This is a genomic window from Microbacterium sp. LWO13-1.2 (genome assembly GCF_038397725.1).
Taxonomy (GTDB): domain Bacteria; phylum Actinomycetota; class Actinomycetes; order Actinomycetales; family Microbacteriaceae; genus Microbacterium.
In genome coordinates this window covers 2,665,303-2,678,933 of record NZ_CP151634.1, presented here as the reverse complement: position 1 = coordinate 2,678,933, position 13,631 = coordinate 2,665,303, and the positions used below count along the sequence as shown (strand labels likewise).

At 67.3% G+C, this 13,631-nt stretch carries 12 protein-coding genes; 4 read left to right on the top strand and 8 right to left on the bottom strand.

Going from position 1 to position 13,631, the window contains the following annotated elements; all coding sequences use genetic code 11:
• Nucleotides 1–25: 25 nt before the first annotated feature.
• The 5 genes from MRBLWO13_RS12680 to MRBLWO13_RS12660 all read right to left on the bottom strand — a co-directional run bounded on the left by MRBLWO13_RS12680 (nucleotide 26) and on the right by MRBLWO13_RS12660 (nucleotide 4,521).
• The gene (locus tag MRBLWO13_RS12680; protein WP_341974353.1) at nucleotides 26–1,810 is read right to left on the bottom strand and encodes a penicillin-binding protein 2; all 1,785 of its coding nucleotides are present in this window, start codon (nucleotides 1,808–1,810) and stop codon (nucleotides 26–28) included.
• A gap of 26 nt (nucleotides 1,811–1,836) precedes the next feature.
• Entirely contained in the window at nucleotides 1,837–2,400 is a 564-nt protein-coding gene (locus MRBLWO13_RS12675) for a hypothetical protein (RefSeq protein WP_341974352.1), read from the bottom strand.
• Nucleotides 2,397–3,335 carry a 16S rRNA (cytosine(1402)-N(4))-methyltransferase RsmH gene (rsmH, locus tag MRBLWO13_RS12670; protein WP_341974351.1) on the bottom strand — a complete coding sequence of 313 codons (939 nt, stop codon included), beginning with the start codon at nucleotides 3,333–3,335 and terminating at the stop codon, nucleotides 2,397–2,399. The genes MRBLWO13_RS12675 and rsmH overlap by 4 nt, the downstream gene beginning before the upstream one ends.
• A 115-nt stretch (nucleotides 3,336–3,450) precedes the next feature.
• Nucleotides 3,451–3,882 (bottom strand): division/cell wall cluster transcriptional repressor MraZ, encoded by a 432-nt coding sequence (mraZ, locus tag MRBLWO13_RS12665; protein ID WP_341978389.1) that lies wholly within the window; start codon nucleotides 3,880–3,882, stop codon nucleotides 3,451–3,453.
• 264 nt (nucleotides 3,883–4,146) lie between these two features.
• Nucleotides 4,147–4,521 (bottom strand): DUF3040 domain-containing protein, encoded by a 375-nt coding sequence (locus MRBLWO13_RS12660; RefSeq protein ID WP_341974350.1) that lies wholly within the window; start codon nucleotides 4,519–4,521, stop codon nucleotides 4,147–4,149.
• 98 nt (nucleotides 4,522–4,619) lie between these two features.
• Between MRBLWO13_RS12660 and MRBLWO13_RS12655 the strand changes: the two genes are divergently transcribed.
• Nucleotides 4,620–5,708 (top strand): polyprenyl synthetase family protein, encoded by a 1,089-nt coding sequence (locus MRBLWO13_RS12655; protein WP_341974349.1) that lies wholly within the window; start codon nucleotides 4,620–4,622, stop codon nucleotides 5,706–5,708.
• Between the two features lie 45 nt (nucleotides 5,709–5,753).
• Here the strand turns inward: MRBLWO13_RS12655 and MRBLWO13_RS12650 are convergent, their stop codons facing one another.
• A complete protein-coding gene (locus MRBLWO13_RS12650) occupies nucleotides 5,754–6,104 on the bottom strand; it encodes an Rv2175c family DNA-binding protein (RefSeq protein ID WP_341974348.1) in 351 nt (116 codons plus the stop codon).
• 130 nt (nucleotides 6,105–6,234) lie between these two features.
• Here MRBLWO13_RS12650 and MRBLWO13_RS12645 point away from each other — a divergent pair, with 130 nt between their 5' ends.
• Nucleotides 6,235–7,443, top strand: a complete 1,209-nt coding sequence (locus MRBLWO13_RS12645) for a LysM peptidoglycan-binding domain-containing protein (RefSeq protein ID WP_341974347.1) — start codon at nucleotides 6,235–6,237, stop codon at nucleotides 7,441–7,443.
• A 76-nt stretch (nucleotides 7,444–7,519) separates the two neighbouring features.
• On the top strand, nucleotides 7,520–9,454 hold the full coding sequence (pknB, locus tag MRBLWO13_RS12640; RefSeq protein WP_341974346.1) for a Stk1 family PASTA domain-containing Ser/Thr kinase: 1,935 nt from the start codon (nucleotides 7,520–7,522) through the stop codon (nucleotides 9,452–9,454).
• An 87-nt stretch (nucleotides 9,455–9,541) separates the two neighbouring features.
• Here pknB and MRBLWO13_RS12635 read toward each other — a convergent pair whose 3' ends face one another.
• Nucleotides 9,542–10,882, bottom strand: a complete 1,341-nt coding sequence (locus MRBLWO13_RS12635; RefSeq protein WP_341974345.1) for a 3-deoxy-7-phosphoheptulonate synthase class II — start codon at nucleotides 10,880–10,882, stop codon at nucleotides 9,542–9,544.
• A gap of 27 nt (nucleotides 10,883–10,909) precedes the next feature.
• Nucleotides 10,910–11,608, bottom strand: coding sequence for a lysophospholipid acyltransferase family protein (locus MRBLWO13_RS12630; protein ID WP_341974344.1), 699 nt, complete (start codon nucleotides 11,606–11,608; stop codon nucleotides 10,910–10,912).
• Nucleotides 11,609–11,759: 151 nt separating this feature from the next.
• Between MRBLWO13_RS12630 and MRBLWO13_RS12625 the strand changes: the two genes are divergently transcribed.
• Nucleotides 11,760–13,592 (top strand): long-chain fatty acid--CoA ligase, encoded by a 1,833-nt coding sequence (locus tag MRBLWO13_RS12625; protein WP_341974343.1) that lies wholly within the window; start codon nucleotides 11,760–11,762, stop codon nucleotides 13,590–13,592.
• Nucleotides 13,593–13,631 lie beyond the last annotated feature (39 nt).

The following is a 13,631-nucleotide window of genomic DNA, read 5'->3' as shown; positions in this document are numbered from 1 at the left end:
CATCTCCATGCGCGGCTCTCGCCGGCTATTCGAACTTGGGCAGCAACTCGTCCATCGGCGTGGACGACGGCATGACGCGATAGGTCTTCATGACCTGCGTCACGGCCTTCTGGAAGGCGGAAGCGGTTGCGGCAGACGATGTAATTCTAGTCGGCTCGTCGAGGGTCACCACGATGACGTACTCAGGATCGTCGACGGGCGCGAAGCCGACCATGCTCGTGTAGTAGACGCCGGACTTGTAGCCGCCGTTGACCAGATCTGCGACCTGCGCGGTTCCGGTCTTGCTCGTGACACGGTAGCCGGGCACCGCGATGTCTTCGGCGAGTCCGCCCTGCACCGCGACGTTCTCCAGCATGCGCGTCAGCTGCGATGCGGTCTCGGGCGTGACGATCTGCTCGCGTTCTGGCGCATCCGGCGTGACGACGGTGCCGTCCGTCTGCGTGCAGGACTCGACGAGCGAGAGCCCGATCTTCTCCCCGCCGTTGGCGATCGCCTGGTACGCCCCGGCGAGCTGCGGTGCGGTGACGGTGAAGTGCTGACCGAAGGAGGTGGTGTAGATCGACTGGTTGTCCCACTCGCTGGTCGGGTGCAGCGTGCCGTCGGTCTCGTTCGGGAACCCGATCGTCTCGGTGCCGACGCCGAATCGCTGCAGGTAGTCGTGGCGCACGTCCGGACTGACCATCTCGCCGAACTTCGACAGCGCCACGTTCGACGAGTCGATCAGTGCGCCGGCGAGCGTGTAGTTGTAGTCCGGGTGCGAGAAGGCGTCGTTGATGACGGCCCCGTTCGGGAACGTCTCGCGAGACGAAGCCGTGACGGTGGTCAGGGGGCTCGCCCCCGCGCCCTCGATCACCGCAGCGGCGGTGATCGCTTTGAACGTCGAGCCGGGCTCGAAGTCGTACGTGAAGATCTGGTTGCCCCAGGTCTCGCGTGCCGACGCATCCAGATCATTGGGGTCCATCGCCGGCCACTCGGCCGCCGCCCGGATCTTGCCGGTCTTGGTCTCGACGACTGTGACGGTGCCGCCCTTGGCACCCTGCTTCTGCGCCTCTTCGCCGATCATCTGCTGCATGTACCACTGCAGATCGCTGTTGAGCGTGAGCTGCACGGTTCCACCGTCCACCGCGTCGACAGTGCGTTCACTGCCGGGGATCACGACGCCGTCCTTGCCGGTGCGGTAGGACCTCTCGCCGGCGGTGGAGGCCAGGCACTGGCCCTCCATCTTCTCGACGCCGACCTGCGCCTTGCCCTCTCCGTCGAGGAAGCCGACGATGTTGCCGGCGACGGCGCCATTCGGGTAGACCCGTGTCTCCCGGGGCTTCACGGCCAGATAGGGCAGCCCCAGGTCGCGCAGCGCGAGGTACTGCTCGGTGGTCAGGCCCCGCTTCAGCAGCGCGTACTGACTCTCGGCGTTCTCGGCAAGAGCGGCGGCGACGATCGCGCGCACCTCATCGCCGGTCTGACCGGTGATCGCGGCGATCTTCTCGGACGCCTCGGCCCACGGCAGCTTCGGCTTGTTCTCCTCGTCGTTCTCCAGGAGCATGATGACCTGCGGGCTCAGCTGGGCGTCGTAGACCAGGACGCTGGAGGCGAGGACTGTGCCTTCGGAGTCCACGATCGATCCGCGCTGACCGGGGATCGACGTCGACGTTCCGAGTTTGCCGGTGCGGAGCGAGTCCTCGACATGGGCATCCGCCCTGACCACCTGGATGTCGACAAGCCGGACGACGAACGCCGCCAGCACGGCGAGCACGACGGCGAGGGCGACGACGGTGCGTCGCCGCGGACTGCGGGTGGCTCGTGTCGTCATGAGGATGTCTCCGTCTGGGTTTCGGCTCAGTGGGTCGTGGGGCTGGGGAGGCCATCGGTGATCGACGGCGGCAGATCGGATGTCGTACTCTCCGCGGCTTCATCACCGGCCGGCGGTGTCGTCTCGGTATGCGCGGCCTGCAGGAGCGCATTGCCCACCGCGCCCGAACCGTTCGGGTCGACCGTCGAGTACCAATCGGCACCGGAGCCTGCTCCGAACACCGCACCGTCGCTGAGGCGCAGATACGAGGGCGACCCCGCGACGACCATTCCGAGGCCGGCTGCGCTGCTGGCCAGCAGCTGCGGCGAACTGAGCCCGGTGAGTTCCTCCTGCAGCGCGTGCGTGCGCAGGTTCAACTCGCGCTGCTGCGAGTTGAGCGCGGCAAGCGTGAAGGAGTCCTGGGTGATCGCCAGCGAGAGCGCGATCTGGAGAGCACCGATCGCCATCGCACCACCGAGGGCGATCAGCGCGTAAGCGAGCTTGGGCTTGCGTCGTTCGGCAGGACGCTCCAGGGGACGAAGGCGACGTTCCGGCGCCTTCGTCGGCGCAGAGGGCCGTGGCAGGACGCGCGCGGTGGCGTTGAGGCTCATGCCGACTCCCTGATCTTCTCGGCCGCGCGCAGCCGCACCGGGATCGCCCGGGGGTTGCGCGCACGCTCGGCGTCGTCCGCCAGTTCGGCGCCCTTGGTCACGATGCGGAACCGCGGAGCGTGCTCGGGGAGTTCGACCGGGAGTCCCGGGGGCGTCGTCGAAGCAGCCCCGGCCGCGAACGCCTGCTTGACCAGGCGGTCTTCCAGCGACTGATACGACATCACGACGATCCGTCCACCGACGCTGAGTGCGTCCATCGCCGCAGGGATCGCGTCTGCGAGCACGTTCAGCTCGGCATTGACCTCGATGCGCAACGCCTGGAACACGCGCTTGGCCGGGTGGCCCGCGCGCTGCGCTGCGGCGGGGGTCGCCGCGATCAGCAGTTCCACGAGTTCGCCGGAGCGGGTGATCGGCTGCTTCTGTCGCGCCTCGATGATGAAACGCGCGTAGCGGCCGGCGAGCTTCTCCTCGCCGTAGCGCTCGAAGATGCGGCGGAGGTTGCCCTCGTTGTACGTGGCGATGACTTCGGCGGCGGTGACCCCCTTGGTCTGGTCCATGCGCATGTCCAGCGGTGCGTCCTTGGAGTACGCGAACCCGCGCTCTGCTTCATCGAGCTGCAACGAGGAGACACCGAGGTCGAAGAGGATGCCGGCGGCGCCCTGTGCGTGCAGGCCGATCTCGTCGTACACGGTGTGCACGAGGGTGATCCGGTCCGCGAAGCGTGCGAGCCGCTCCCCCGCGATCCGCAGGGCATCCGTGTCGCGATCCAGCCCGATGAGCCGGATGTTGTCGAAGCGCTGGAGGAAGGCCTCGGCGTGGCCGCCCATGCCGAGCGTGGCATCCACGAGCACCGCTCCGTCGGCCTGGAGGGCGGGAGCGAGCAGCTCGACGCAGCGGTCGAGCAGGACGGGGGTGTGAATGTCTCGGAGGTTCATGATCTTTCTCGGGTGACGTTTCTCTTTCCGGTGACCAGGGCCCTGATCCCCCTCCGCTCGACCCGGCACCGGGGAAGTGTGTCGGGGCGGGAGCGGCGGGGCATCACAGCCGTGGTCAGAAGAGTCCCGGAATCACCTCCTGCTCCAGGTCTGCGTAGGTCTCCTCGCCGGCCGCGAGGTAGGTGTTCCAGCTCTCGGCATCCCAGATCTCGGCGTGGGCGCCGACTCCCGTGACGACGAGCTCCTTCTGGAGCCCGGCGTACTGACGAAGGTGCGCCGGGATGGTGATGCGGTTCTGGCTGTCCGGCATCTCCGCGCTCGCTCCGGAGAGGAACAGACGCATGAAGTCACGCGCCTGCTTGTTGGCGAGCGGGGCCCGTCGGATCCGCTCGTGCATGGTCTCGAACTCGGCAGTGCTGAAGACGTAGAGGCAGCGTTCCTGACCGCGGGTGACGACGATGCCGCCGCCCAGATCTTCGCGGAACTTCGCGGGAAGGATGACCCGTCCCTTGTCGTCGAGCTTCGGTGAGTGCGTCCCCAGCAACATGGCCATCACCCCCCTCTTCGTCCGGCCAACTCGAGGTGCGCCCCACTTTACTCCACTTTCCTCCACAAACCTACGACCAATCGCCGTGATCCTTCGTCGATCCGCGCATGAGCGTCTTGAGATCCTTGATTTCTCGCGGTGGAGCGCAGTGGAGGAAGAGGGGAGGGCCAGCGCGCATCGCCCCAACACCGCGCCGCGCCGAGAAACGACGAAGGCCCGGATGCTCAGAGCATCCGGGCCTTCGAGAAGACGACTTGTTGGCGGTCAGCGACCGTCTTGGCGGCGATCCCATCGATCGTTCATGCGATCCATGAAGGACGCCGAGTTCTGCGGCTTGGCCGACTTGCCCTCGCGAGCCGGCACCGGGGTGGTGCGGCGCACCGGGGTGACAGCGAGCATCACTCCGGCGAGCATCGTCGCGAAACCGATCACACCGACGACGATGCCGAGCACGTCGCCGAGGGCGACACCCGCGATCAGCGCGCCGACGCCGGCCAGCAGGAGGAGTGCCCCGTACACGAGGTTGCGGTAGCTCAAGGCACGATCACCGGAGGGCGCGCTCACGACGTCGGCGTCGTTGTGCAGGAGATGGCGTTCCATCTCATCAAGCAGACGCTGCTCCTGTTCGGACAGTGGCATCTCGTCCCCCTCGGGTATGGTGCCTTACATTCTACGCCCAGCCCGGCGATCTGGGGTAGCTGTCCGGCACCTCGTTCGGTGTACGTATGCTGAGAGTCGTGTCGTCCCCCACTCCTGTCCCCGATGCCGTCGCTGAGCGCCTGAAGCGCTTCCTCGACAGGGCACGCGCCGAGTCCGCCGGCTACGGCCCTGACGCGGTTTCGTTCCTCGACGCGGCTGCCGACACCCTCGTCGGCGGTAAGCGACTGCGGGCACGTTTCTGCCACTCCGGCTGGCGCTCGGTCGCCCGCTTCCTCGACCGGAACGCCGTGGAGAGCGATGCGCTCTGGGATCTGTGCGCCGCGCTGGAGATCTTCCAGTCCGCCGCGCTCGTGCACGACGATCTCATCGACAACTCGGACACCCGCCGAGGCCGTCCTGCGGCACATCGCGCCCTCGAGAGCGCCCACCGCGCGGCGGGATGGACGGGCGATGCCGAGTCGTTCGGACGCGCCTCCGCGATCCTGCTGGGAGATCTCCTGGTCGCCTGGAGCGACGACCTCATGGAGACCGGGATCGCAGACCACCCGCACGCCGCGACGGTGCGCGCCGAATACGCCCGGATGCGCCGTGACGTCACGACAGGGCAATTCCTCGACATCGCCGAGGAATCGGCATGGAGTGTGAATCCGCGCGACACGCATGCGGAGCGCGCGCTCCGCGTCGTCTCGCTGAAGTCGGCCAGATACAGCATCGAGCAGCCCCTGCTGCTGGGGGCATCCCTCGCCGGCGCCGCGGATGACCAGCTCGCCGCGCTGCGCCGATTCGGTCATCCGCTGGGCATGGCTTTCCAGCTTCGCGACGATGTGCTCGGGGTGTTCGGCGACGCAGCCGTCACCGGCAAGCCCGCGGGCGACGACCTCCGCGAGGGCAAGCGCACCGTCCTCATCGCCCTCACCAGGGATGCCGTCGACACCTCGACGCGCAACCTTCTCGACGAGTTGCTGGGCGATGCATCGCTCACGGACGAGCAGGTGTCGTCACTGCAGGCGACGATCGCAGGCTCAGGCGCCCTCGATCGCGTGGAGACGATGATCTCGGACTACGCCAAGGAGGCCGACCGGGCTCTGTCCGGGGCGCGCCTGGACAACGCCGCCGTCAGCGAACTCCGCGATCTCGCGCGCGCAGCGACCGTGCGGGCGGCCTGAGCGCTGCAACCGGCATGCCCGGCCTGAGCCGGGCCGCGATGACGGTCAGGCGAGAGTGCGGGCGATCCGACGGACCTCGCTCTTGTGGCCGGCGAGCAGAGCCGCGATCGGCGAGCGCCCCATCGTCTCCTCATCGCTGAGCAGCCAGTCGATGACCTCATCGTCGGTGAAGCCGGCATCCTTCAGGACGATCACGGTGCCGCGCAGCGAGGCCAGCGGCTCCCCGTCGACGATGAACACGGCCGGAACAGTGAACACTCCGTTGCGGCGGGAACCGATGAGATAGTGCTCGTCGATGAGTCGTCGCACCCGCCCGAGTGGCTCATCGAGCACCTCGACGAGATCGGGCATGGTCAGCCACTCGGTGGCATACGTTTCAGGGGCGTTCTCAGACACGTTGCCACTATCTCACCTCCGGTCTGAGGATGCATCTCGCCACTCCCGTCACGCCAGTCACACCAGTCACTCCTGTTGACTTTGGTTTACTTCCGTGCCAGCGTGGCAGAAGTCGAAAAAGGGGGAAGCTTTGAGACTGAACGCTTCGCGTCGTACGCGATATCTGACCGTGGCCGCACCTGCTGCCGTTCTGGGAACGCTCGCCGGCACGCTGGTCGCTGCGCCCGCTTCGGCGGAGGCCGCACCCGCCCTGCATCTCGTCCAGCTCAAAGACGTGGCATCGACGGCCGGCGTGCCGATGCACTCCGTGCCGGCGCAGACCAGTCCCGGCACGTACGTCGTCCAACCCGGAGACACCGTCTTCGCGATCGCCGAGCGCTTCGGACTGAGTACGGCCGACGTCCTGACCTGGAACGGACTCACCTGGCGGTCCGTGATCTACCCGGGGCAGAGCCTCACCCTCGCCGATACCGCAGTTCCGGCTGCCCCAGCCGCCGTCGAACCGGCGACGCCGGCAGCCACGACGACGCACGCCGTCGTCTCCGGTGACACCATCTACACGATCGCCCAGAAGTACGGCACCACGGTCGACGCGGTGCTGGCTGCGAATGCCCTCACCCGCGAGTCGATCATCTACCCCGGGCAGACGCTCGCCGTCTCCGGTACGGCCGCAGCAGCCGCCTCCCCCGCGGCACCTGTCACTGCGCCTGCGGCACCGGAGGCCGGACAGACCCACACGGTCGCCGCCGGAGACACTCTCTACGGGATCGCCCAGAAGTACGGCACCACCACGCAGACGCTGTTCGCCGCCAACGGCCTGAGCGCCGCGTCGATCATCTACCCGGGCCAGACGATCGTGGTGGCCGCCTCGGCCCCTGCGCCGGCGGCGGCACCAGCGCCGACCGCTGTTGCGCACCCGCCATTGACGGCGACCCTGGATGCGGAGCAGGCGGCCAACGCCGCGCTCATCATCAGCATCGGACGACAACTGGGCATCTCCGACCGTGGCATCGCCACGGCTCTCGCGACGAGCATGGTCGAGTCCTGGATGCGAAACCTGGACTGGGGCGACCGCGACTCCCTCGGGCTGTTCCAGCAGCGGCCGAGCACCGGCTGGGGATCCGCCGAGCAGATCCGGGATGCCGACCGCAGCATCCGCGTCTTCTACGGCGGCCCGAGCGACCCGAACGGCAGCGCGACGCGCGGCCTGCTCGACATCTCCGGCTGGGAATCCTTGGGCTTCGGCGCCGCGGCTCAGGCCGTGCAGATCTCGGCGTTCCCTGAGCGCTACGGCCAGTGGGAGGCCCAGGCCTACGAGTGGCTCGCGCTCCACGGATGACGCTCGGGGCAAACCCGCAGGGTCCAGGGGTGAGCCGCTCCCCAGGCTTTCAGGCAGTTCTCCATAGAATTTCCTCGTGACGACCAATCAGCAGGCCGACCCTCTCATCGGGCGGCTTGTCGACGGTCGCTACCGTGTCCGCGCTCGGATCGCGCGCGGCGGCATGGCGACCGTCTACGTCGCCACCGACCTGCGACTCGAACGCCGGATCGCTCTCAAGGTGATGCACGCGCATCTCAGCGACGATTCCGCGTTCCAGAGCCGGTTCATCCAGGAGGCACGGGCAGCGGCACGGCTCGCCGATCCGCACGTCGTCAACGTCTTCGATCAGGGTCAGGACGGCGAGCTCGCCTACCTGGTCATGGAGTACCTGCCGGGGATCACGCTGCGCGAGCTGATGCGCGAGCAGCGCCGTCTGACGATCCCGCAGACGATCACCATCATGGATGCGATTCTCGCGGGTCTCTCTGCAGCGCATCGCGCGGGGATCGTCCATCGCGACGTGAAGCCCGAGAACGTTCTGCTCGCCGAAGACGGCCGCATCAAGATCGGCGACTTCGGCCTCGCCAGGGCGACGACGGCGAACACCGCGACCGGAGCGCAGCTGCTCGGCACGATCGCGTACCTCGCCCCTGAGCTCGTCACGCGCGGCACGGCGGACGCCCGAAGCGACATCTACGCGCTCGGCATCATGCTCTACGAGATGCTCACCGGCGAGCAGCCCTACAAGGGTGAGCAGCCGATGCAGATCGCATTCCAGCACGCCACCGAGTCCGTGCCGCGTCCGAGCGTGCGCAACCCCGGCGTGCCGGAGCCCCTCGACGAGTTGGTGCTCTGGGCCACCGAGAAGTCGCCGGATGAGCGTCCGAACGACGCCCAGGAGATGCTCGACCGCTTGCGCGAGATCGAGCGCGATCTCGGCATCGCCCCCGCGGTTGCCGCCGCGACCATGCCGACCAAGCGTTCGCAGGCCGATTCCGGCGATCTCACCAAAGTGATGCCGAGCACCATGGTCATCGCCGATCCGACGGCCCCTGTCCCCCAGCAGCTCGACAATGCGACCGTCCTCCGCCGTCGCGCTTCCAAGCGCCGCGCCCGCGGTGCGTTCCTGCTCGCTTTCGTTCTCCTGCTGGCGGTGCTCGCCGGTGGCGTCGGCTGGTGGTTCGGCTCCGGACCGGGATCCCTGATCGCGGTGCCGGGTGTGGCCGGGTCCAGCTATGACGAGGCCGCCGCGGCGCTCACGGCGGAGGGCTTCGTGCCGGCGCGAGCGGACGAGAATTCCATCGACGTGCCAGCCGAGCAGGCGATGCGCACAGAACCGGGCGAAGGAGAGCGACTGGAGGCCGGCGCGACCGTCACCGTCGTCGTCTCGATCGGCCCGAAGAAGCACGCCCTTGATCCGTTGAACGGTCAGGTGGCTGAGGAACTCCGCACCCGACTCACGGATGAGTTCCACCTGAAACTCGCGGACGACGTGGCTCTCTTCTCGGACGCAGATCCGGGCATCGTCATCAACGCATACGTCACTCCCCGCGCCGGCGGCGAGACGTACGAATGCGGCGAGGGCTGCGAGGTGTTCGAGAGCGACGCCATCGAGCTCTTCGTCTCGCTCGGACCGGTTCCCGACGTCGCCGGCATGAACGTGAACCAGGCGACGAAAGCGCTCACCGACAAGGGCCTGGTCGTCGCCGAGGAGAGTCAGACGCAGTTCAGCGACGACATCGACAAGGACTGGGTGATCGGGTACGCCGACCGAGCCGAAGAGGGGAACTGGCGGCCGGGCGATGCCATCCAGCTCATCGTGTCGAAGGGCCCTGAGCCGATCGAGGTGCCGGACGTCGACGGTGAGAGCATCCGCGAGGCCGTCCGGATCCTCGAGGAAGCGGGATTCCAGGCGGTGTCGAACGTCCCCGAGATCGTCTGGGATCTGTTCACCGCGACCAGCACCAACCCCGAGGCGGGCAGCGAGCACCCGCGTGGCACGAAGATCCAGATTCGAGCGGCGGGCTGAACAGCCTCGCCCGCAACGAAAGAACTGCTCCCACCCTGGCGGGTTGGGAGCAGTTCTTTCGTTCTGAGCCGGTGGCGTGAGCCTGGGTCAGCGCTTCGCGAGTTCCTCGGCCACCAGGAAGGCGAGTTCGAGGGACTGCATGTGGTTCAGGCGCGGGTCGCAGAGGCTCTCGTAACGGGTCGCGAGCGCGGCCTCGTCGATGTGCTCCGAGCCGCCCAGGCACTCGGTGACGTCGTCACCGGTGAGTTCGACGTGGATGCCACCGGGGAACGTCCCGACGGCACGATGCGCCTCGAAGAAGCCGCGCACCTCGTCGACGACGTCATCGAAGCGACGCGTCTTGTAGCCGGTGGGCGTGGTGATCCCGTTGCCGTGCATCGGATCGGTCACCCAGAGCGGTGTCGCACCAGAGTCGCGAACGGCCTCGAGCAGCGGCGGCAATGCATCGCGGATCTTGCCGGCTCCCATCCGGGTGATGAACGTCAGACGCCCGGGCTCACGGTTCGGGTCGAGCTTGTCGATCAGCGCGAGCGCCGTGTCCGGCGAGGTGGTCGGTCCGAGCTTGACCCCGATGGGGTTGCGGATCTTCGAGAAGTAGTCGACGTGCGCGCCGTCCAGGTCCCGCGTCCGCTCGCCGATCCAGAGGAAGTGCGCCGAGGTGTTGTACGGCGTGTCCGTGCGCGAGTCGATGCGCGTCATCGGCCGCTCGTAGTCCATCAGCAGACCCTCATGGCCGGTGAAGAACTCGACGCGCTTGAGCTCGTCGAAGTCGGCTCCGGCCGCCTCCATGAACTTGATGGCGCGGTCGATCTCGGCCGCCATCCGCTCGTAGCGCTGGTTGGCCGGGTTCTGCGCGAAGCCCTTGTTCCACGAGTGCACCTCGCGGAGATCCGCGAAGCCACCCTGGGTGAAGGCGCGGATCAGGTTCAGCGTGGAGACCGCGGTGTGGTACCCCTGCAGCAGGCGCCCCGGATCCGCCTGACGCGAACCCTCGGTGAAGTCGTAGCCGTTGACGATGTCGCCGCGGTAGGCGGGAAGAGTGACATCGCCTCGGGTCTCGTTGTCGCTGGAGCGCGGCTTCGCGAACTGACCGGCCATCCGGCCCATCTTCACGATCGGCATCGAGGCGCCGTAGGTGAGTACGACGGCCATCTGCAGCACCGTCTTGATGCGGTTGCGGATCTGCTCGGCGGTCGCTCCGGCGAAGGTCTCGGCGCAGTCGCCCCCCTGCAGGAGGAATGCCTGACCGGATGCCGCGCGCGCGAGGCGGTCGCGGAGGTTGTCGACCTCACCGGCGAAGACCAGCGGAGGGAGCCCCGCGATCTGCTGGGATACGGCTGCGACTCGATCAGCATCGGGCCACTGCGGCTGCTGCTTGATGGGGAGCGAGCGCCATGCGTCAAGGGCGTCGATGTGGTGCTGAAGCATCCCCCCAGCCTAGTAGGCGCTGACGCCTCAGGAGCCGCGTGTGACGCGTACCGGAAGCCGGTCCTTCACCGTCGACGCGTAGACGTCCTCGTACTCCTGGGCGCCCAGCCTCTGCAGAGCGACCATGATCTCGTCGGTGACCGAACGGAGGATGTAGCGGTCGTTCTCCATGCCCGCGTAGCGAGAGAAATCGAGCGGCTCGCCGATCACGATCCCGATCCGCATCACGCGTGGGACACGCTGCCCGATCGGCATCGCCGTGTCGGTGTCGACCATGATGACCGGGATCACCGGCACCTTCGCCTCGAGCGCCATCCGCGCGATTCCGGTCCGTCCGCGGTACAGCTTGCCGTCCGGGCTGCGCGTGCCTTCGGGATAGATGCCGAGGAGGTCGCCCTTCCCGAGCACCTGGAGTCCGGTGTTCAGCGAGGCCTCGGACGCCTTGCCCCCGGAGCGGTCGATCGGGATCTGTCCCGTGGCCTTCATGAAGAACTTCGTCGCCCAGCCCTTGATCCCGCGGCCTGTGAAGTAGTCGCTCTTGGCGAGGAACGACATCGGCCGATCGATCATCAGCGGAAGGAAGACCGAGTCGGCGAAGGAGAGATGGTTGCTGGCGAGAATCGCTCCGCCGCTCGCGGGCACGTTGCGGCGGCCCACGATCCAGGGACGGAAGATCGCCTTGACCAAGGGCCCGATCGCGACGTACTTCATCAGCCAGTAGAACATCGAGGTGAAGTCTAGGGCACCGCCGCGGCATCCGCGGAGACTTCGGATATTCCCCGCCAAGGACGCGACCGGGTCTCACTAAGTGTGCGACTGGATTCCATGCCTTAGACTCGGGGACAACCCGTGTCCGACCGGTACCGAAGGAGCTGCCGTGGTCCAGTTTGAAGTCCCTGCGATCGTCCCCGCCGACCCTGACGCGAACATCGCCGACCTGCTGGTGAAGCGTGTCGAAGCCACCCCCGACCTGGCACTGTTCTCCGTGCCGGACGGCCAGGGCTGGCGCGACATCACCGCCGCAGATTTCCAGACCGCGGTCGTCGCACTCGCGAAGGGTTTCGCCGCGGCCGGCATCCAGCCCGGCGAGAAGGTCGGCTTCCTGGCGCGCACCACCTATGAGTGGACGCTCATCGACTTCGCCCTCTTCTACGCCGGCGCAGTGATGGTTCCCATCTACGAGAGCAGCTCTCCGTCCCAGATCCAGTGGATCATGGAGGATTCCGGAGCCATCGCCCTGCTCGTCGAATCGCCGGAGCACTATGCCCGCGTCGACGAGATCCGCAGCGACATCCCGCTGGTGCGTGATGTCTGGCAGCTGCACCTCGGCGCGATCGACACGCTCACGGCTCAGGGAGCTTCGGTGACGGATGCCGAGATCGAGCGCCGTCGCAACCTCGCCGTCGGATCCGACATCGCCACCCTCATCTACACCTCCGGCTCGACCGGACGCCCGAAGGGCTGCGTGCTCACGCACAGCAACTTCGTCGAGCTGTGCCGCAACTCGGGCAAGGCGCTCGACAAGGTGCTGACGACACCCGGCGCCTCCACTCTGCTCTTCATCACGACGGCGCATGTCTTCGCCCGCTTCATCTCGATCCTCGACATCCACGCGGGCGTCCGCACCGGGCACCAGCCCGACACCAAGCAGCTGCTGCCCGCTCTGGGCTCGTTCAAGCCGACTTTCCTGCTCGCCGTCCCCCGCGTGTTCGAGAAGGTCTACAACTCCGCCGAGCAGAAGGCCGAGGCCGGCGGCAAGGGAAAGATCTTCCGCGCCGCCGCCGACGTGGCCATCGAGCACTCCAAGCTGCTCGAAGAGGGCAAGAAGATCCCGCTGGGCATGAAGATCAAGTTCGCGCTCTTCGACAAGCTCGTCTACAGCAAGCTGCGGGCGGCGATGGGTGGCAACGTGGCCTACGCGGTCTCCGGATCCGCTCCTCTCGGCGCGCGCCTCGGGCACTTCTTCCACAGCCTCGGTGTCGTCATCCTCGAGGGCTACGGGCTGACCGAGACCACGGCACCGGCGACGGTGAACCTCGCTGACAAGTCGAAGATCGGCACGGTCGGCCCCGCGCTTCCCGGAGTCGGGGTGCGCCTGGCCGAAGACGGCGAGATCGAAGTCCGTGGCATCAACGTGTTCAAGGAGTACTGGAACAACCCGCAGGCGACAGCCGACGCGTTCAGCGAAGGCGGCTGGTTCCGCACCGGTGACATCGGCAGCTTCGACGCCGAGGGATTCCTCACCGTCACCGGCCGGAAGAAGGAGATCATCGTCACTGCCGGCGGCAAGAACGTCGCGCCGGCAGCGCTCGAGGACCCGATCCGCTCGAATCCGATCATCGGCCAGGTGGTCGTCGTCGGCGACCAGCGCCCCTTCATCTCGGCACTGGTCACCCTCGACCCCGAGATGCTGCCGACCTGGCTTGCGAACAACGGCCTTCCCGCCGACACGTCGCTCGCCGAGGCGTCGACCAGCGAAGCCGTCCGTGCGGAGGTCCAGCGCGCGGTCGACGCCGCGAACACGCGAGTGTCGCGCGCCGAGTCCATCCGCAAGTTCACGATCCTCGACTCGGAGTGGACCGAGGCCTCCGGCCACCTCACGCCGAAGATGTCGATCAAGCGGAACGTCATCCTCAGCGATTTCGCCGACGAGATCGCCGCGATCTACGACGAGCCCGTCACCACGACGAACGTTCCGCTCGGCGGCTGACCGCAGACATGACGAAGGCCCCCGCAGATTCTGCGGGGG